The 17,575-nt window shown below is 64.9% G+C and carries 18 protein-coding genes; 15 read left to right on the top strand and 3 right to left on the bottom strand.

The features are described from left to right. Positions 1 to 31 precede the first annotated feature (31 nt). Positions 32 to 439 carry a response regulator gene (locus F7R19_RS12480; protein ID WP_061956397.1) on the top strand — a complete coding sequence of 136 codons (408 nt, stop codon included), beginning with the start codon at positions 32 to 34 and terminating at the stop codon, positions 437 to 439. Between the two features lie 36 nt (positions 440 to 475). Here the strand turns inward: F7R19_RS12480 and F7R19_RS12475 are convergent, their stop codons facing one another. Continuing rightward, a complete protein-coding gene (locus F7R19_RS12475; RefSeq protein WP_150980875.1) occupies positions 476 to 1,867 on the bottom strand; it encodes a sensor histidine kinase in 1,392 nt (463 codons plus the stop codon). 290 nt (positions 1,868 to 2,157) lie between these two features. On the opposite strand from F7R19_RS12475, the gene F7R19_RS12470 reads away from it, so the two are divergent. Both F7R19_RS12470 and F7R19_RS12465 read left to right on the top strand, forming a co-directional pair. After that, the gene (locus F7R19_RS12470) at positions 2,158 to 2,322 is read left to right on the top strand and encodes a DUF1328 domain-containing protein (protein WP_084003954.1); all 165 of its coding nucleotides are present in this window, start codon (positions 2,158 to 2,160) and stop codon (positions 2,320 to 2,322) included. A gap of 95 nt (positions 2,323 to 2,417) precedes the next feature. Continuing rightward, positions 2,418 to 2,837 (top strand): DUF883 family protein, encoded by a 420-nt coding sequence (locus F7R19_RS12465; protein ID WP_061956372.1) that lies wholly within the window; start codon positions 2,418 to 2,420, stop codon positions 2,835 to 2,837. Positions 2,838 to 3,154: 317 nt separating this feature from the next. Here the strand turns inward: F7R19_RS12465 and F7R19_RS12460 are convergent, their stop codons facing one another. After that, positions 3,155 to 3,475, bottom strand: coding sequence for a DUF1840 domain-containing protein (locus F7R19_RS12460; RefSeq protein WP_061956393.1), 321 nt, complete (start codon positions 3,473 to 3,475; stop codon positions 3,155 to 3,157). Between the two features lie 181 nt (positions 3,476 to 3,656). Here F7R19_RS12460 and argS point away from each other — a divergent pair, with 181 nt between their 5' ends. From argS to F7R19_RS12435, 5 genes are all read left to right on the top strand, one after another. Continuing rightward, on the top strand, positions 3,657 to 5,465 hold the full coding sequence (gene argS / locus F7R19_RS12455; protein WP_061956370.1) for an arginine--tRNA ligase: 1,809 nt from the start codon (positions 3,657 to 3,659) through the stop codon (positions 5,463 to 5,465). A 98-nt stretch (positions 5,466 to 5,563) separates the two neighbouring features. Continuing rightward, entirely contained in the window at positions 5,564 to 6,316 is a 753-nt protein-coding gene (locus tag F7R19_RS12450; RefSeq protein WP_061956368.1) for an SPOR domain-containing protein, read from the top strand. Between the two features lie 103 nt (positions 6,317 to 6,419). Further along, complete coding sequence (locus tag F7R19_RS12445) at positions 6,420 to 7,058, top strand: thiol:disulfide interchange protein DsbA/DsbL (RefSeq protein ID WP_061956366.1); 639 nt, start codon at positions 6,420 to 6,422, stop codon at positions 7,056 to 7,058. Between the two features lie 142 nt (positions 7,059 to 7,200). After that, a complete protein-coding gene (locus F7R19_RS12440) occupies positions 7,201 to 7,998 on the top strand; it encodes an SDR family oxidoreductase (protein ID WP_150980874.1) in 798 nt (265 codons plus the stop codon). Next, positions 7,998 to 8,834: a helical backbone metal receptor gene (locus F7R19_RS12435; protein WP_150980898.1), complete on the top strand. Its 837-nt coding sequence runs from the start codon at positions 7,998 to 8,000 to the stop codon at positions 8,832 to 8,834. The genes F7R19_RS12440 and F7R19_RS12435 overlap by 1 nt, the downstream gene beginning before the upstream one ends. A 7-nt stretch (positions 8,835 to 8,841) precedes the next feature. On the opposite strand, the gene F7R19_RS12430 is transcribed toward F7R19_RS12435, so the two are convergent. After that, positions 8,842 to 9,930, bottom strand: a complete 1,089-nt coding sequence (locus tag F7R19_RS12430) for an MBL fold metallo-hydrolase (protein WP_150980873.1) — start codon at positions 9,928 to 9,930, stop codon at positions 8,842 to 8,844. Positions 9,931 to 10,117: 187 nt separating this feature from the next. On the opposite strand from F7R19_RS12430, the gene F7R19_RS12425 reads away from it, so the two are divergent. The 7 genes from F7R19_RS12425 to F7R19_RS12395 all read left to right on the top strand — a co-directional run bounded on the left by F7R19_RS12425 (position 10,118) and on the right by F7R19_RS12395 (position 17,565). Further along, complete coding sequence (locus F7R19_RS12425; RefSeq protein ID WP_150980897.1) at positions 10,118 to 10,543, top strand: MerR family transcriptional regulator; 426 nt, start codon at positions 10,118 to 10,120, stop codon at positions 10,541 to 10,543. A 139-nt stretch (positions 10,544 to 10,682) separates the two neighbouring features. Beyond that, a complete protein-coding gene (locus tag F7R19_RS12420; protein ID WP_061956355.1) occupies positions 10,683 to 11,864 on the top strand; it encodes an isovaleryl-CoA dehydrogenase in 1,182 nt (393 codons plus the stop codon). Positions 11,865 to 11,969: 105 nt separating this feature from the next. Then, on the top strand, positions 11,970 to 13,781 hold the full coding sequence (gene aceK, locus F7R19_RS12415) for a bifunctional isocitrate dehydrogenase kinase/phosphatase (protein ID WP_150980872.1): 1,812 nt from the start codon (positions 11,970 to 11,972) through the stop codon (positions 13,779 to 13,781). Beyond that, entirely contained in the window at positions 13,778 to 14,449 is a 672-nt protein-coding gene (can, locus tag F7R19_RS12410; RefSeq protein WP_061956351.1) for a carbonate dehydratase, read from the top strand. The genes aceK and can overlap by 4 nt, the downstream gene beginning before the upstream one ends. Positions 14,450 to 14,496: 47 nt before the next feature. Next, on the top strand, positions 14,497 to 15,681 hold the full coding sequence (locus F7R19_RS12405) for an acetyl-CoA C-acetyltransferase (protein WP_061956349.1): 1,185 nt from the start codon (positions 14,497 to 14,499) through the stop codon (positions 15,679 to 15,681). Positions 15,682 to 15,741: 60 nt separating this feature from the next. Further along, positions 15,742 to 16,422: an SDR family oxidoreductase gene (locus tag F7R19_RS12400; RefSeq protein ID WP_150980871.1), complete on the top strand. Its 681-nt coding sequence runs from the start codon at positions 15,742 to 15,744 to the stop codon at positions 16,420 to 16,422. Positions 16,423 to 16,434: 12 nt separating this feature from the next. Next, on the top strand, positions 16,435 to 17,565 hold the full coding sequence (locus tag F7R19_RS12395) for an acyl-CoA dehydrogenase family protein (protein ID WP_150980870.1): 1,131 nt from the start codon (positions 16,435 to 16,437) through the stop codon (positions 17,563 to 17,565). The last annotated feature ends 10 nt before the right edge of the window (positions 17,566 to 17,575 follow it).

Here is a 17,575-nt window from a genome sequence, read left to right as displayed (position 1 = left end):
CACCCTTTCGCCTGACAGCCGTCCACAGACCATGCCGGAGCAAGCCACGGCTTCCCCCAATCGCTCGTTGAGAGTCCTCCTGATCGAGGACTCCGAAGTCTTGCGGGGTATGCTGCTGGAATATCTGACCGCGTTTCCGTTCGTCGAAAACGTGGACTGGGCCGATACCGAAAGCATGGCCATCCGCCTGGCCACGCACGGCGACTACCACGTGGTGATCGTCGATTTGCAACTGCGCCAGGGCAACGGCATCAATGTCCTGCGCGAAATGCAGAAGGCCGGTCTGTCCGGCATCCGCATCGTCTACACCAATCACGCGCAGGTTTCGATGTACCGCCGCCAATGCGCCGACGCGGGCGCCGACTATTTCTTCGACAAATCGCTGGAACTGGAGCAGGTGTTCCGCGTGATCGAGGATTACGCGACGTCCGCCTCGTAGGTACATCGGGCCGCGCGCGGCGGCCCTCGTCGCCGATCAGATCTCGGCGGTTTCCTCGGGCGGCGCCAGCACAGTGGTCGTCAGCGGCACCTCGGTGCGGATCGTGACGCCCTGGTTCGGCGCCGAGTCCACCTGGATCGTGCCACCGAGCGCCAGCACGCGCTGTTCCATGCCCAGCAGTCCATGATGCCCCGCGGTGCTGCCCGCGTCGAAGTCCGGCGGCAGGCCGCGGCCGTCGTCGCTCACGGTCAGCGTCAGCAGGCGGTCCGTGCAGGCCAGCGAGACGCAGACATGTTTTGCTTCGGCATATTTGCTGGCGTTGTTCAGCGATTCCTGCACGATCCGATATAGCGCGATGGCCGCGCTGTCGCGCAGTTGCGGCAGCGAGTCGGGCAGTTCCAGGCGCGTTTCCCATTGATTGCGCGCGCCGACGTCTTCCACGTGCTGCACGATTGCTTCGCGCAGGCCAAGGTTCAGCAGCACGGTGGGCCGCAGGTCCTCGATCAGGCCGCGCTTGATCTGGATGGCCTGGTCCGCGTGCTGCATCACGCGCGTGATCTTGTCGCGCGCTTCGGGATGCGTGGCCTGCACGCGCATCTTCACCCAATGCAGATCCAGCTTGATCGCCGTGAGAATGGCGCCCAGTTCATCATGCAGCTCGCGCGCCAGGCGCGTCTTTTCGTCTTCGGTCACGCGCTGCAAATGCGCCGCCAGCGCGGACAGTTGCCGCGTGCGTGCGCGCACCTTGCGATCGAGCCGCGCGCTTTCCTCTTCCAGTTGCACGCGCGCCGCCTCGGCCATCGTCATGCGCCGCTGATGGCCCAGCCCAACGGCCACCAGCAGCAGGATATTGATGGCGGTGAGCAGGCCGATGCCATAGCGCGAAAGCTGCAGGTCGTGCTCGGCGGCCTCGAGGTTGTGGGTGACCGTGGCGGACTCGCGCACCTGCAACTGTTCGATGCCGCGTCGCGCGCTTTCCATGGTCTGCTTGCCGAAATCGGTGCGGATCATGTCCAGCGCCACGTCGACATCGCGCTTGCCATAGACCAGTGTCAGCGCCATCTCGTTGAGCTTGCGCGTGACGAATTGCGACGCCTCGCCAAATTGCCGCAAGCCTTCCGGATCCTCGGCATAGTGCTGGCGGATGCGCGCCATCAGTTCGTTGATGTGCGGCAGCGCCTTGTAGTACGGATCGAGATAGCTGTCCTTGCCGGTCAGCAGGAAGCCGCGCTGGCCCGCCTCGGCGTTGACCAGTTCGGCGGCCAGCTCGCCCAGATCGCTCTGGAGCTGCTGGGAGCGGATCGCTTCCGTATAGCCCTGGCGTAGTCGTAGGTTGCCGGTTTCCGATGCTATCAGGACGGCCAGTGTCAGCACGATGCCGCCTGCAAGCAGCAGTGTGTTTCGCAAGAGAAGGGAATGCTTGGCCATGGGGAAGTACCGGTTGAGCGCCGCGGCGAGACAGGCGAGGGTGGGCGATTGGCGGCGAGGGGCCATGGAATCACATCGCGTCAGTGGGGTCAATCGTACCCGTGCGGGCCGGACGTCGCATCCGGTGTGGCATGTCGTGCGCTGTAGGACTTGGCTGACACGTGAATCGGTGGCGTTTCGGTGTGCGGTGCCGGGGTGGAACCCTACGATGAGGCTATGAGCTTGCGCACGTCGGTGCAAGCCGAACGTACCGCCAACTGGCGTGTTCTCTAACCCTAGGGAGACTGGTCATGCTGTACTACGCACTCGTCTTTTTTATCGTCGCACTGGTGGCGGCCATCTTTGGTTTCGGTGGGATTGCAGCCGGCGCGGTGGAAATCGCCAAGATTTTGTTCTTTATTTTCTTGGTCGTGGCCCTGGTCACCTTTGTGATGGGACTGGTGCGCCGACGGTAAGCACCAAGCATTCAGGACACTTGCCCGCGGCCGACGGCCTGGCGCCGTGGCGGTGGGCAGGGTCCTGAAGCCCTCAATCGGAAACAGGAGTACCCATGCTCACGCAGAACCCCAAGATCCGCAAGGAAATCAATCATCTGCAGGACAGCGCCGATGCGGCAGTACGCCAGATCAAGCATGCCGCGCGCGATACCCGCGATGCCGTGGGACCGGTATCTGATGAAGTCAAGGCGCTGATCGGCCAGCTTCAACAAACCATCGACGTGCTGGCGCGCGAAGGCTCGGCCGAAAGCATGGCCGCGGGCCGTCGACTGCGCGTGCGCGCCAACGAATTGACAGAGCGCTTGCGTGAACGCGGCCGCGAGGGCGTCCACTGGGCGCGCGACCACGTAGACGTGGCGGTCGATCACGGACGTCAGCGCGTGGTGGAATCGCCGCTCAAGGCGGTGGGCATCGCCGCGCTGGTGGGCGCTTTCGTCGGCCTGCTGCTGGCAGGTCGACGCAACGGCGAGTGACGTCACCGGTCATCGAGCCAACGAATACGAGGAATCTTTCCTTACCCCTGCAGCAACCCCCTTTCCGGATATATCCCTGATCCGGGACGCCCGAACATCTTCATGGTGTTCGGGCTTTTTTTGCGCGTGAATGCCGCGACGCGGCGATCGGCACGGCGGCGTTTCGACGGGATTGTTTTTCCGAGCGGGGCGATATGAGGCGGGAGGACGGGCTGCGCGGCCGAAGTGGCGCGCCCCGCGAGGGAAGCCCGGCGCCGCGCGAAGGCGTCGGCGCCGGGCAATTCGAGTAGCCGCGGACTGGCAGCCGGAGCAGGTGGCTACACGCCCCACATCACGTCGGTGCCTTCCTTGGCGGAAGCGCGCAGCATATCCAGGAACGGATAGGCGCGCTGGCCGAGATGCAGCGGTTCTTCTTCCCGGTCATCGTCCTTGCCCGGGTGTACGGTGGTGTCGGCCGGATGGACCTTCTTCGCGTCCAGGACGGCGGCTTCGAGCTTGCGGATCGCCGCCGGCATTTCCTCGGACGTGATCACCCCGCGTTCGCCCAGATGCTTGCCGATGATGCCCAGCAGCGTCATGGCAAGATCCTTCATCATGATCAGGTCTTGCGAGGCGTGGGATTTGAAGGTGATCAGCATGATGTTTCCTTTCATGAGTGAAGACGTCGCACGCGCCAGGCGTACAGGCCGTCGCATGATGTCAGCATAGCACCTGATAAAATTCCGCGTTTCCCGATTTCCACTGCCGGTCACGCGGCGCGGCCTCCACTTCGGCGCCGCCGCCAGCCGGAAGCATTCAGCCTCAAGGCCCCAGATATCCATGCTGCCAGTTCAGACCTCTCAAATTGCCGCCGCGTTCACCGACGCCGTGCGCGCGCTCGCCCCGGCCGATGCCAACCTGCCTGCGGTCACGTTCGAGCGCCCCAAGGCGGCCGCCCATGGCGACCTGGCCTGCAATATCGCCATGCAGGTGGCCAAGGCCCTGAAGACCAATCCACGTGAACTGGCGCAGAAGGTGGTCGACGCGGTCAAGGCCGATCCGCGCGCCGCGCAACTGGTGGCGGCGCTCGAGATCGCCGGGCCGGGCTTCATCAACCTGCGGCTGAGCCCCGAGGCGCGCGCCGAGGTGCTGCGCGCGGTGCTGACCGACGGCGACCGTTTCGGCGCGCGTCCGGCCGGCGAGCATGGCAAGGTGCTGGTGGAGTTTGTGTCGGCCAATCCGACCGGACCGCTGCACGTCGGCCACGGCCGCCAGGCCGCGCTGGGCGACGCGCTGGCGAATCTACTGGCATGGCAGGGCTGGTCGGTGCATCGCGAGTTCTATTACAACGACGCGGGCGTGCAGATCCACACGCTGGCGGTTTCCGTGCAGGCACGCGCGCGCGGCCTCAAGCCGGGCGATGCGGGCTGGCCGGAATCGGCCTACAACGGCGACTACATCGCCGATATCGCGGCCGATTTCCTCGCGGGCAAGACCGTCTCGGCATCCGACGGTGAACCGGTCACCGCGTCGGGGAATGTCGAGGACCTGGAGTCGATCCGCAAGTTCGCGGTCACCTACCTGCGTAATGAGCAGGACATCGACCTCCAGGCGTTCGGCGTGAAATTCGACCGCTACTACCTGGAGTCGTCGCTGTACAGCGACGGTCGCGTCGACAGCGCGGTGCAGTCGCTCATCGCCCGCGGCAAGACCTACGAAAACGAAGGCGCGCTGTGGCTGCGCACCACCGACGACGGCGACGACAAAGACCGCGTCATGAAGAAGTCGGACGGCACGTACACGTATTTCGTGCCCGACGTGGCGTATCACACCACCAAGTGGGAACGCGGCTTCGCCAAGGTCATCAACGTGCAGGGCAGCGACCACCACGGCACCATCGCGCGCGTGCGCGCCGGCTTGCAGGGTCTGGACATCGGCATCCCGCAGGGCTACCCCGACTACGTGCTGCACAAGATGGTCACCGTGATGAAGAACGGCGAAGAGGTGAAGATCTCCAAGCGCGCCGGATCGTATGTGACCGTGCGCGACCTGATCGAATGGAGCAACGGCGGCGACGAAACCATTCGCGCCTGCCTGGAAGCCGGCGTGGCCGACTGGCCAGCGCACTTCACGCGCGGCCGCGACGCCGTGCGGTTCTTCCTGCTGTCGCGCAAGGCCGACACCGAATTCGTGTTCGACGTCGACCTGGCGCTGAAGCAGAACGACGAAAACCCGGTGTACTACGTGCAGTACGCCCATGCGCGCATCTGCTCGATCTTCGAGGCCTGGGGCGGCGCGGACTGGCAGGCTCGCCTGCCGGAGCTGGCCAGTGTCGATCTGGCCGCGGTGACCGCTGCCGAGGTGAGCCCGCAAGCGATTGCGCTGGGCCGGCGCCTGGCCGAGTTCCCGGACATGCTGGCCGCCGCCGCCGGTGAACTGGCGCCGCATGCCGTGGCGTTCTACCTGCGCGACCTGGCCGGCGACTTCCACGCGTTCTACAACGCCGACCGGGTGCTGGTCGACGACGAGACCGTCAAGCGCGCGCGCCTGGCGCTGCTTGCAGCCACGCGCCAGGTGCTCAAGAATGGTCTGGCCGTGATCGGGGTTTCCGCGCCGCAGCGCATGGATCGCGAAACGCCGGCAAACTGACGCGCCGTCGGAATGGTCTCACCATGAATTGAGACCATTCCGAATCTGTGCGCGCCGGGAGTGGCCCTATAATCCCCGGCATCACCGAAGAGGACTTCATGCAACAGCAACGCAAGCGCGTTCCGCGCACCGTCCGCCACAACCAGACGCAGCGTGGCGGCACGTTCCTGGGCCTTGTGCTCGGGCTGATCGTCGGCCTGGCCATTGCCGTGGTCATCGCCCTGTATATCACCCGCTCGCCCGCGCCGTTCCAGCAGAAGGGCGGCAACGGCAACGCCACCGCACCGCGTCCGACCGAACCCGGCAACGTGGCCAGCACCCTGCCCAATCCCACCCAGCAGGCCCAGCAGAACACCGAACCGAGCGATCCCAACAAGCCGCTGTGGAGCAAGACGCCGCCCAAGCCGGTGGGCCAGCCCGAGCAGCCTGCCACGGCGCCGCAGCCGCCGGTGGCCGCCACGCGTCCGGCGGACGCCGCCAACGGCGCCAGCGCCGGCAGCAGCGTGGCCAACAACAAGCCGGCCGAAAAACCCGCCGAGAAGCCCGCAACGCGTCCGGCGGAAAAGCCGGTGGCCGACCCGATCGCAGAAATTGCCCAGGCCGATGCCAACAAGGTCGGATACCTGTTGCAGGTGGGGGCGTTCCGGTCGCAGGATGATGCCGATCGCCAGAAAGCGAATCTCGCCATGCAGGGCTTCGAGGCCAAGGTGACGGATCGCGATGTCAACGGCGTGAAGATGTATCGCGTCCGGTTGGGACCCTTCAACCGGATCGAGGACATGAACCGCGCGCGCGACCGCCTGCAATCGTCGGGCTTCGATGCATCGGTCATCCGCTTCACCAAGCAGTAAATCCCGTGACTGACCGTGCGCGGCGCGTGGTTGTGAACCATTGCGCGGGCGTGCGGTCATAGACGCATTCGTTTGCACGTTCAACCCGTAAGGCCCTTCTGACATGAAGAAAATCGCCGCACTGATTGCCACCGCCGCCGCCGTGAGCGGTCTGCTGATGACCGCGCCCGCCGCCATGGCCGCGCCGACCGAAGGCAAGGACTACACGGTACTGAAAGCGCCGCAGCCCGTGCCGGCCGGCAAGATCGAAGTGACGGAGTTCTTCTGGTATGGCTGCCCGCACTGCTATGACTTCGAACCCGATCTGGAAGCCTGGGTCAAGAAGCAGGGCAAGGACGTGGTGTTCAAGCGCGTGCCGGTGGCGTTCCGCGAAGATCTGCTGCCGCACACCAAGATCTTCTATGCGCTGGAATCGCTGGGCAAGCTGGACGCCCTGCACGGCAAGGTGTTCGACGCCATCCACAAGCAGCGCAAGCGCATGGTCGACACCAATGAAATCGCCGATTTCATGGCCGCCAACGGCATCGACCGCAAGCAGTGGCTGGACACCTACAACTCGTTCTCGGTGACCACCAACTCCCAGCGCGCCAACAAGATCGCGGATTCGTACAAGATCGACGGCGTGCCGACCGTGGTGGTGCAGGGCAAGTATGAAACGTCGCCGTCGATTGCCGGCACCAAGTCCGGCGCTATCCAGGCGATGGATTTCCTGGTTACCGGCGTGCGCGACAAGAAGCTCTGATCGGCGCTGCCAGGCTCGCTACAAGACCCGATGCGGGAAATCGCATCGGGTTTTTTGTTTTCCGGCCGCCGGCGAGGATCGGCCGCGCCCGTGTTAGCGCCAACTTCGCGCGCCTGGTACGGCGCGCGCTATATTCACGCCCATGCAACCTCAAAAAATCTTTCTCACCGGTGCCTCCAGCGGCATCGGGCAGGCACTGGCGCGGGCCTATGCGCAGCAGGGCGCGGTGCTGGGCATAGTGGGCCGTCGCGAAGATGCGCTGCGCGCGTTTGCCGACAGCCTGCCCAATCCGGCCGCGGTCCGGGTTTATGCCGCCGATGTGCGCGATGCCGACGCCATGCAGGCGGCCGCGGCCGATTTTCTGGCCCATGTCGGCTGCCCGGACGTGGTGATCGCCAATGCCGGCATCTCGGTCGGCACCGCGGCCGGCGAGCGGGAGGACCTGGACGTATTCCGCGCCGTGATGGACACCAACTGGTTCGGCACACTGACCACGTTCCAGCCGTTTCTGGACACCATGCGCGCGCGTGCGCCAGGTGCCGGCGGATGGCGCGGAACGCTGGTCGGCATCGCCAGCGTGGCCGGTGTGCGCGGCCTGCCGGGCGGCGGTGCGTACAGCGCGTCCAAATCGGCGGTGATCAAGTTGCTGGAAAGCCTGCGCGTGGAATTGCTGCACGACCGGATCCGCGTGGTGACCATCGCGCCGGGATACATCCGCACGCCGATGACCGCGCACAATCCGTACAAGATGCCGTTTCTGATGGATGCCGACGTGTTCGCGCGCAAGGCGATCGAAAAAATCGCCGGCGGCGCGCGCTTCACGGTGATCCCGTGGCAGATGGGCGTTGTGGCAGCAGTGCTGCACGTGCTGCCACGCGGGCTCTACGATGCGCTGTTCCGTCGCGCGCCGCGCAAGCCGCGCCAGACCGGGGGCGCATGATGTGGACCGACGCGACGGGCCAGAGCCACGATGCCGCAACCGGCGAGGTGCGCATCGCGTCGCTGGTGCCGTCCATCACCGAACTGCTGTTCGACCTGGGCCTGGCCGACCGCATCGTGGCGCGCACCGGTTTCTGCATCCATCCGGAACCGGCGGTGCGCGCGGTGGCGAAGGTCGGCGGCACCAAGGACGTGAAGCTCGAAACGCTGCGCGCGTTGGCGCCGACCCATGTGGTGGTCAATATCGACGAAAACCGCCGCGAGACGGTCGACGAGATTCGCAGCTTCGTGCCGCACGTGATCGTCACCCATCCGTGCGCGCCGGCCGACAATCTCGCGCTGTACGCCATGCTGGGCGGCATCTTTGGCCGCCAGGCCGAAGCCGCGCGGCTTGCCGCCGATTTGCAAGCGGGGCTCGACGCGCTGCAGGCCCGAGCCTGGCCCGCGCGCCGCGTGCTCTATGCAATCTGGCAGGACCCGTGGATGACCGTGTCGCGCGCCACTTACATCAGTCAGATGCTGGCGCTGGTCAACTGGCAGACGTGGCCCGATGGTGCGCAGGCGCCGCAGGCCTGCGTCGATGGCGATTGTGCCCGCCCCAACGCGCCGGGCGAGCGTTATCCCACCTTCAAATGGAACGATGCGCTGGTGCGCGGGCTCGATGCCGTGCTGCTGTCGACCGAGCCGTATCGCTTTACGGAAGATCATGCCGATGCGCTGGAGCGCCAGATCGGCAAGCCCGTGCTGCTGGTCGATGGCGAAATGCTGTCGTGGTACGGCAGCCGGGCCGTGGCCGGGCTCGGCTACCTCAAGCATCTGGCCACGGCCGGCATCTGACGCGCTGTCAGCCGGCTGGCTGCGTCTTCGAAAAACGCACCACGCCGTCCTCGCCAATCTGCCGCACCAGTTCGCCGCGATGCCAGAGTGCGTGCAGGTGCGCCAGCGCTTCGCCGATCGCAAAGGTCAGTTGGTGGATGTCGAACTGGCGGCGGAAGATCACGCCGACGATATCGAAGGCGTTGCACGGCTTGGCGGCGCAGGCATCGAGCGTCTCGGCCAGGCGGTCGACGTGGTGCGCGCGCAGCTGGGCAATCCGCGTGTGGATATTGCGGAATGGCCGCCCATGCGACGGCAGGATCAGCACGTCGTCGGGCAGCGGCTCGTACTTGGCCAGCGAATCGAGATAAAGCTGTAGCGGATTGGCTTCCGGCTCCATATCGAACACGCTGACGTTGGTCGAGATACGCGGCAGCACCATGTCGCCGGAAATCAGCACGTTGGTGTCCGCGTTATAGAGCGCGACGTGCTCGGGCGCATGGCCGTAGCCGGTGATCACGCGCCACGCAGAGCGGGTCGGATCGGCGCCGATGCGCACCGTGTCGCCATCCATCAGGCGGCGGTACTGCGTGGGCAGGTCGGGCACCAGCGATGGATAGTAGCTCTTGCGCGCGCGCAGTTTTTCGAGGCTGTCGGGGTCGGTCAGGCCATGCCGTGCGAAGTGGCTGGCGGCAAAGTCGCCGCCGGCATTCGATCCCACGCCCGAGCCGCCCGCCATGACGCGCGCCGACATGTAGTCGCCCAGGCTCATCCACAGGCGCACGTCCCAATGCTTGCACAGCCAATGCGCCAGGCCCACGTGATCGGGATGGCAGTGGGTGACTAGCACCCGCAGCACCGGCAGGCCGTCCAGTTCGTTGGCGAAGATGGTTTCCCAATGCGCCTTGATCGCGTCGTTGGTGATGCCGCAATCGATGATCGTCCAGCCGTCGCGGCCTTCGATGCGGTCGCGCAGCAACCACAGGTTGATGTGGTCCAGCGCGAACGGCAGCGGCATGCGCAGCCAGTACACGCCCGGCGCCACTTCCTGGCGCGCGCCCGGTTCGGGCATGGTCTCGCCAAACGGGTATTGGAGCTGATGTTCGAGTGCGTTCATGGGGCTTTGTCTCGTCAAGAAGGCTGGCGCGCTGCCAAGATCCGGGCGCGCGCTTCATTGTGGATTGTCAGGCGACGGCATTGACGCTAACGTTAACGTCAATTTGCGAGTCGCGTTCGTCATCTTAGACGAAAAGTTGATCGCGCAACGAATGTACGAACGACCGTTCACTTTTCGGGGGCGCCACATGTCGGCTCAGCCATCCACAGCCACTTACACGATTACCGATCTTGCGCGCGAATTCGAAATCACGCCGCGCGCCATCCGCTTTTACGAGGACCAAGGCCTGCTGGCGCCCGACCGCGAAGGCCCCAGCGGGCGCAAGCGCGTCTATAACGGCCGCGAGCGCACCCGCCTGAAACTCACGCTGCGCGGCAAAAGGTTAGGGCTTACTCTCAACGAAATCCGCGAAATTCTGGATCTCTACGAGTCCCCGCGCGACACCGCGCCTCAGCTTGAGCGCTTTCTGCACCTGCTGGCCCAGCACCGCGGCACGCTGGAGCGCCAACTGGAGGACCTGCAGGCGCAGTTGCTGGAAATCGACCAGCACGAGCGTCAGTGCAAGGCATTGCTGGCTGCGCATCATGGCCGCGAAAAGACCGGCGCAATCTGAATACGATATCGATTCGGCACATCGCATCGGACCTGATTGACGTTTACGTAAACGTCAATAAAATAGCCGCAACGTCCGGACGCTTCCGGCACCCACGATTCGACGCGCGACGCACGCGCCAGACAGAGGAGACATCACCATGACCGACCTTCCCGGCCTGAAATTCGACCTCGGCGAAGACATCGAGATGCTGCGCGAATCCGTGCGCAACTGGGCCCAGGCCGAACTGGCGCCGCGCGCCGGCGAGATCGACCGGACCGACCAGTTCCCGATGGATGCCTGGAAGAAGATGGGCGATCTCGGCGTGCTGGGCATCACCGTGGCCGAGGAATACGGCGGCGCCAACATGGGCTACCTGGCCCATATGATCGCGATGGAGGAGATCAGCCGCGCCTCGGCGTCGGTGGGCCTGTCGTATGGCGCGCACTCGAACCTGTGCGTGAACCAGATCCACCGCAACGGCACGGCCGCGCAAAAGGCCAAGTACCTGCCGAAGCTGGTGTCCGGCGACTGGATCGGCGCGCTGGCGATGAGCGAGCCGAACGCCGGCTCGGACGTGGTCAGCATGAAGCTGCGCGCCGACTTCAAGGGCGACCGCTACGTGCTCAACGGCACCAAAATGTGGATCACCAACGGGCCGGACTGCGACGTGCTGGTGGTCTATGCCAAGACCGAGCCGGACCTGGGCGCGCGCGGCATGACCGCCTTCATCGTCGAAAAAGGCATGAAGGGCTTTTCGGTGGCGCAGAAGCTGGACAAGCTCGGCATGCGCGGGTCGCACACCGGCGAGCTGGTGTTCCAGGACGTGGAAGTGCCGGTCGAGAACATTCTCGGCGCGGAAAATGGCGGCGCGAAAGTGCTGATGAGCGGGCTCGACTACGAGCGCGCCGTGCTGTCGGGCGGCCCGGTCGGCATCATGCAGGCGTGCATGGACGTGGTGACACCCTACATTCACGACCGCAAGCAGTTTGGCCAAAGCATCGGCGAATTCCAGCTGATCCAGGGCAAGGTGGCCGACATGTACACCACGCTGCAGGCGGCGCGCAGCTATCTGTACACGGTCGGCAAGAATCTTGATGCGCTGGGCACGGACCACGTGCGCCAGGTGCGCAAGGATTGCGCCGCCGTGATCCTGTACACGGCCGAGAAGGCGACCTGGATGGCCGGCGAATCGGTGCAGATTCTCGGCGGCAACGGCTATATCAACGAATATCCGGTCGGCCGCCTGTGGCGCGACGCCAAGCTGTACGAAATCGGCGCCGGCACCTCGGAAATCCGCCGCATGCTGATCGGACGCGAGTTGTTTGCCGAAACGATGTAACGACGCAAAAAGTGACGCCAGCGGCGTTCGGTGCGACCCGGAGGTCAGTGCCGAACGCCATTACAATCCCGACTGCAAGCCGCCCGGTCCAGAGTCTTCGAGTCCATGTCCCACTTCCCCAAGCTGCTGTCTTCGCAGATTGCCTATGATGTGGCGCGCACCATGCTGGATGGGTTCGACAAGCATTACCGGCTGTTCCGCGAAGCCAGCATCGAGGCCAAGGCGCGCTTCGAGGCGGCGGACTGGCATGGGCTGCAGAAGCTCCAGCGCGACCGCATCGCGTTCTACAACGACCGTGTGCACGAAGCCGTGGTGACGTTGCAGGACGAATACGACGCCGAGCGGATCGACGATGAAATCTGGCAGCAGATCAAGCTCCATTACATCGGCCTGCTGACCAACCATCATCAGCCCGAGCTGGCCGAGACGTTCTTCAATTCGGTCTGCACGCGCATCCTGCATCGCTCGTATTTCAACAACGATTTCATTTTCGTACGCCCGGCGATCTCGACCGAGTACATCGAGAATGAGGAATCCCCGGTCAAGCCGACCTATCGCGCGTATTACCCGGGCAGTCGCGAAGGTATGGCGGCGTGTTTCGAGCGCGTCGTGCACAATTTCCAGCTGACGCTGCCTTTCGAGGACCTTAAGCGCGATATCGGCTACGTGCTGCGCGCCATCGACGAACATTTTGGCGAATTCCGCACCGCGCCGAATTTCCAGGTCCATACGCTGTCGTCGCTGTTCTTTCGCAACAAGTCGGCCTTTATCATCGGCCGCGTGATCAACGGCGACCATACCTACCCGATGGTGATCCCGGTGATCCACGGTGCAAGCGGCAAGCTCGTGCTCGATACCGTGCTGCTGCGGCCGGAACAACTGCTGATCCTGTTTTCGTTCGCGCACGCCTATTTCATGGTCGATATGGAAATCCCGTCGGCCTACGTCACGTTCCTGCGCGATCTGTTGCCGCGCAAGGCGCGCGCGGAGATCTACACGTCGCTCGGTTTGCAGAAGCAAGGCAAAAACCTGTTCTACCGCGATTTCCTGCACCATCTGCAGCATTCGTCCGACAAGTTCATCAGCGCACCGGGCATCAAGGGCCTGGTGATGCTGGTGTTCACGCTGCCGTCGTTTCCCTATGTGTTCAAGGTGATCCGCGACGCGTTTGCGCCGCCCAAGGAGACCACGCGCGCACTGGTCGAATCCAAATACCGGCTGGTCAAGCAGCACGACCGCGTGGGCCGCATGGCCGATACGCTCGAATATTCCGATGTGGCGTTTCCGCTGTCGCGCTTTGATGAAGCGCTGGTGCGCGAACTGGAGTTGCACGCGCCGTCGATGATCGAATACCAGCGCGCCCAGGATGGCGGCGACGAAATCGTGGTGCGCCATCTGTATATCGAGCGCCGCATGACGCCGCTGAACATCTGGCTGCAGGAAGGCACAGATGCGCAGGTCGATCACGGCATTCGCGAATACGGCGACGCCGTCAAGGAACTGATCGCCGCGAATATCTTTCCGGGCGACATGCTTTACAAGAATTTCGGCGTAACGCGCCACGGCCGCGTGGTGTTCTACGACTACGACGAAATCGAATACCTGACCGACTGCAATATCCGCCGCGTGCCCGAGCCTCGCAACGAGGAAGAGGAAATGTCCGGCGAGGTGTGGTACACCGTACGTCCGCACGACATTTTTCCGGAAACGTACCGCACGTTCCTGCTGGGCGATCCGCGCGTGCGGGCCGCGTTCGAGCGGCATCATCCTGATTTCTTTGACGCCACGATGTGGCAGCACCACAAGGACCGGTTGCTGGCCGGCCATGTCCATGACTTCTTTGCCTACCAGACTCAAGAACGCTTCATCCACCGCTACGGCGCTGAATCAACCGACGTTTCAAGGAGAGCGGCATGAGTGACGCCATCGCCCAGCTGTTCCGCAACAACCGCGAATGGGTCGACCGCGTCAACGCCGAAGACCCGGCATTTTTCACGCGCCTGGCCAACCAGCAAGCGCCCGAGTACCTGTGGATCGGCTGCTCCGATTCGCGCGTGCCGGCCAACCAGATTCTTGGCCTGGCCCCCGGCGAGGTGTTCGTTCATCGCAATATCGCCAATGTGATCGCGCACAGCGACCTGAACGCGCTGTCGGTGATCCAGTTCGCCGTCGATGTGCTCAAGGTGCGCCACATCACCGTGGTCGGCCATTACGGCTGCGGCGGAGTCAAGGTGGCGCTCAAGCGCCAGCGCGTCGGTCTGGCCGACAACTGGCTGCGCCATGTGCAGGATGTCGCCGACAAGCACGCCGCCTACCTTGGCACTGTGCTGCGTGAGGACGACGCCCACACGCGCCTGTGCGAGCTGAACGTGATCGAACAGGTCAACAACATCAGCCAGACCACCGTGCTGCAGGACGCTTGGGCGCGCGGCCAGCAGGTGACCGTGCACGGCTGGGTCTATGGCGTGTCCGACGGCCTGCTGCGCGACCTCGGCGTGGCGGCCAGCAACAACGACGAACTGCAGGAGCAGATCGCCGCGGCGCTGCGCCAGTACGGCGATCCGCCGCAGGCGTCGATTCGCTGATCGCGCGGCACCGACTTCCCCACCTGCCTCATCAGGAGACAACAGACATGCAACAAGATCCGATCGTTATCGTTTCCGCGGCGCGCACCCCGATGGGCGCGTTTCAAAGCGAGCTTGCCAGTCTGACCGCGCCGCAGCTTGGCGCGGCCGCGATCCGCGCGGCGGTCGAGCGCGCGGGGCTGAAGCCCGAGCAGGTGCAGGAAGTGGTGTTTGGCTGCGTGCTGCCCGCCGGCCAGGGCCAGGCGCCAGCGCGCCAGGCCGCGCTGGGCGCCGGCCTGCCGCTGGACGTGGCATGCACCACCGTCAACAAGATGTGTGGCTCGGGCATGCGCGCGGCGATGACCGTGTACGACGGCCTGCTGGCCGGATCGTTCGACATCGCGGTGGCCGGCGGCATGGAAAGCATGACCAACGCGCCGTATCTGGTGCCCAAGGCGCGCGGCGGGTATCGCATCGGCCACGGCATGATCTACGACCACATGATGCTGGACGGCCTCGAAGACGCCTACGACAAGGGCCGTGCGATGGGCACCTTCGGCGAGGATTGCGCCGCTAAGTACCAGTTCACGCGCGAACAGCAGGATGCGTTCGCGATGGAATCGGTGCGCCGCGCCCAGCGCGCCACCGAATCGGGCGACTTCCGCTGGGAAATCACGCCGGTGACGGTATCGGGCAAGGGCGGCGACACCGTGATCGACACCGATGAAGGTCCGCGCCGCATCAAGGTCGACAAGATTCCGTCGTTGAAGCCCGCGTTCGCCAAGGACGGCACCATTACCGCCGCCTCGTCGTCGTCGATCAACGACGGCGCCGCGGCGCTGGTGATGATGCGCGAGTCCACGGCGAAGTCGCTGGGCCTGCAGCCGATCGCGCGCATGCTGGGCCACACTTCGCACGCGCAGGCGCCGGGCTGGTTCACCACCGCGCCGGTGGAGGCGATCGCCAAGCTGTATCGCAAGCTCGACTGGCACAGCGAGAACGTCGATCTCTTCGAAATCAATGAAGCGTTTGCCGTGGTGCCGATGGCGGCGATGCACGATCTGAAGATTCCGCACGAAAAGGTCAACATCCACGGCGGCGCGTGCGCGCTGGGCCATCCGATCGGCGCCTCGGGCGCGCGCATCATGACCACGCTGATCGGCGCGCTGCGCAAGACCGGCGGCAAGCGCGGCGTGGCCAGCCTGTGCATCGGCGGCGGCGAGGCCACGGCCGTGGGTATCGAAATCGTCTGATCCGCATCTGTCGCGGCCGGCGGCGTCGCCGCGTTCAACAACAGGAAAAGGAGTCTCGCCATGCCAACAGCTCTCGTCCTCGGCGCCTCGCGCGGACTGGGTCTTGAATTCGTCCGACAGTACCGTGCCGATGGCTGGCGCGTGATCGCCGCCGCGCGCAGCGACGAAGGCGTGGCCGCGCTCAAGGAACTTGGCGCGGAAGCCCACAAGGTGGACCTCACCGACGCAGGCGCTGTCGCCGGTCTGGGCTGGAAGCTCGATGGCGAGACGTTCGACGTGGCGATCTACAACGCCGGCGTGATCGGCCCGCGCACGGAAGGCGCCCAGCCGGTGCAGCAGCAGGACTTCGACGCCGTGATGCATACCAACGTGATGGGGCCGATGATGGCGCTGCCGCTGCTGCTGCCGTTCGTGGAGGCGGGCAATCACGGGCGCGGCGGCGTGCTGGCCGTGCTGTCGTCGCGCATGGGCAGCATCGGCGCGATGGACAGCAACCGCAGCTGGTTGTATCGCGTCAGCAAGGCGGCGGCCAACGCGGCGATCAAGGCCGTTTCGCTGGACGCGCACCATGCGATCTGCGTGGCGCTGCATCCGGGCTGGGTGCAGACCGACATGGGCGGCCCCCAGGCCGACCTCACGCCGACGCAGAGCGTGACCGGCATGCGCCGTACGCTGGCCGGGCTGACCCGCAACGACAACGGCAGCTTCCATAACTACGATGGCACGCCCATCCCCTGGTAAAGGCATCGCGCCATGCTGCTGACCCCCGAACAGGAAATGATCCGCGATGCGGTGCGCCAGTTTGCGCAGGACGTCATCGCACCGCAGGCCGCGCAGTGGGACCGCGACAAGACGTTTCCCAAGGACGTGCACCGGGAACTGGCCCGCCTGGGCGCCTATGGCGTGGCGGTGCCGGAAGAACTCGGCGGCGCCGGACTCGACTATCTTTCCCTGGCGCTGATTCTGGAAGAGATCGCCGCCGGCGACGGCGGCACGTCGACCGTCATCAGCGTCAACAACTGCCCGGTCTGCAGCATGCTGATGGCCTTTGCCAACGATGCGCAGCAGCAGCGCTGGCTCGTGCCGCTGGCGCGTGGCGAAATGCTCGGCGCGTTCTGCCTGACCGAGCCGCACGTCGGCTCCGATGCGGCGGCGCTGCGCACCACGGCCACGCGCGACGGCGATCACTACGTGCTAAATGGCGTGAAGCAGTTCATCACCAGCGGCAAGCATGCCGACGTGGCGATCGTGATGGCGGTGACCGACAAGGCGGCGGGCAAGCGCGGTATCAGCGCTTTCCTGGTGCCGACGTCGACGCCGGGCTATATCGTCGCGCGCCTGGAGGACAAGCTCGGCCAGCACTCGTCCGATACCGCGCAGATCGTGTTCGAGGACTGCCGCATTCCCGCCGACTGCCTGCTGGGCGAAGAGGGCGCCGGCTACAAGATGGCGCTGTCGGGGCTCGAGGGCGGGCGCATCGGCATCGCGTCGCAAAGCATCGGCATGGCGCGCGCGGCGTTCGATGCGGCGCTGGCCTACGCCAAGGAACGCGAGAGCTTCGGCCAGCCGCTGTTCCAGCACCAGGCCGTGCAGTTCCGCCTGGCCGACATGGCCACGCAGATCGACGTGGCGCGCCAGATGGTGTGGCACGCGGCATCGCTCAAGGACGCCGGGCGCCCGTGCCTGAAGGAAGCCGCCATGGCCAAGCTGTTTGCCAGCGAGATGGCCGAGCGCGTGTGCTCGGACGCGATCCAGGTATTCGGCGGCTACGGTTACGTGAACGATTTCCCGGTCGAGCGGATCTACCGGGATGTGCGAGTGTGCCAGATCTACGAGGGCACCAGCGATATCCAGAAGATCCTGATCGCCCGCGCGCTGGGCTGAAGCACCTGCA

It is taken from the genome of Cupriavidus pauculus (assembly GCF_008801835.1).
Classification (GTDB): Bacteria; Pseudomonadota; Gammaproteobacteria; order Burkholderiales; family Burkholderiaceae; genus Cupriavidus; species Cupriavidus pauculus.
Note: the sequence above shows the minus strand (reverse complement) of the source record. Positions and strands in the feature narration are given on the sequence as shown.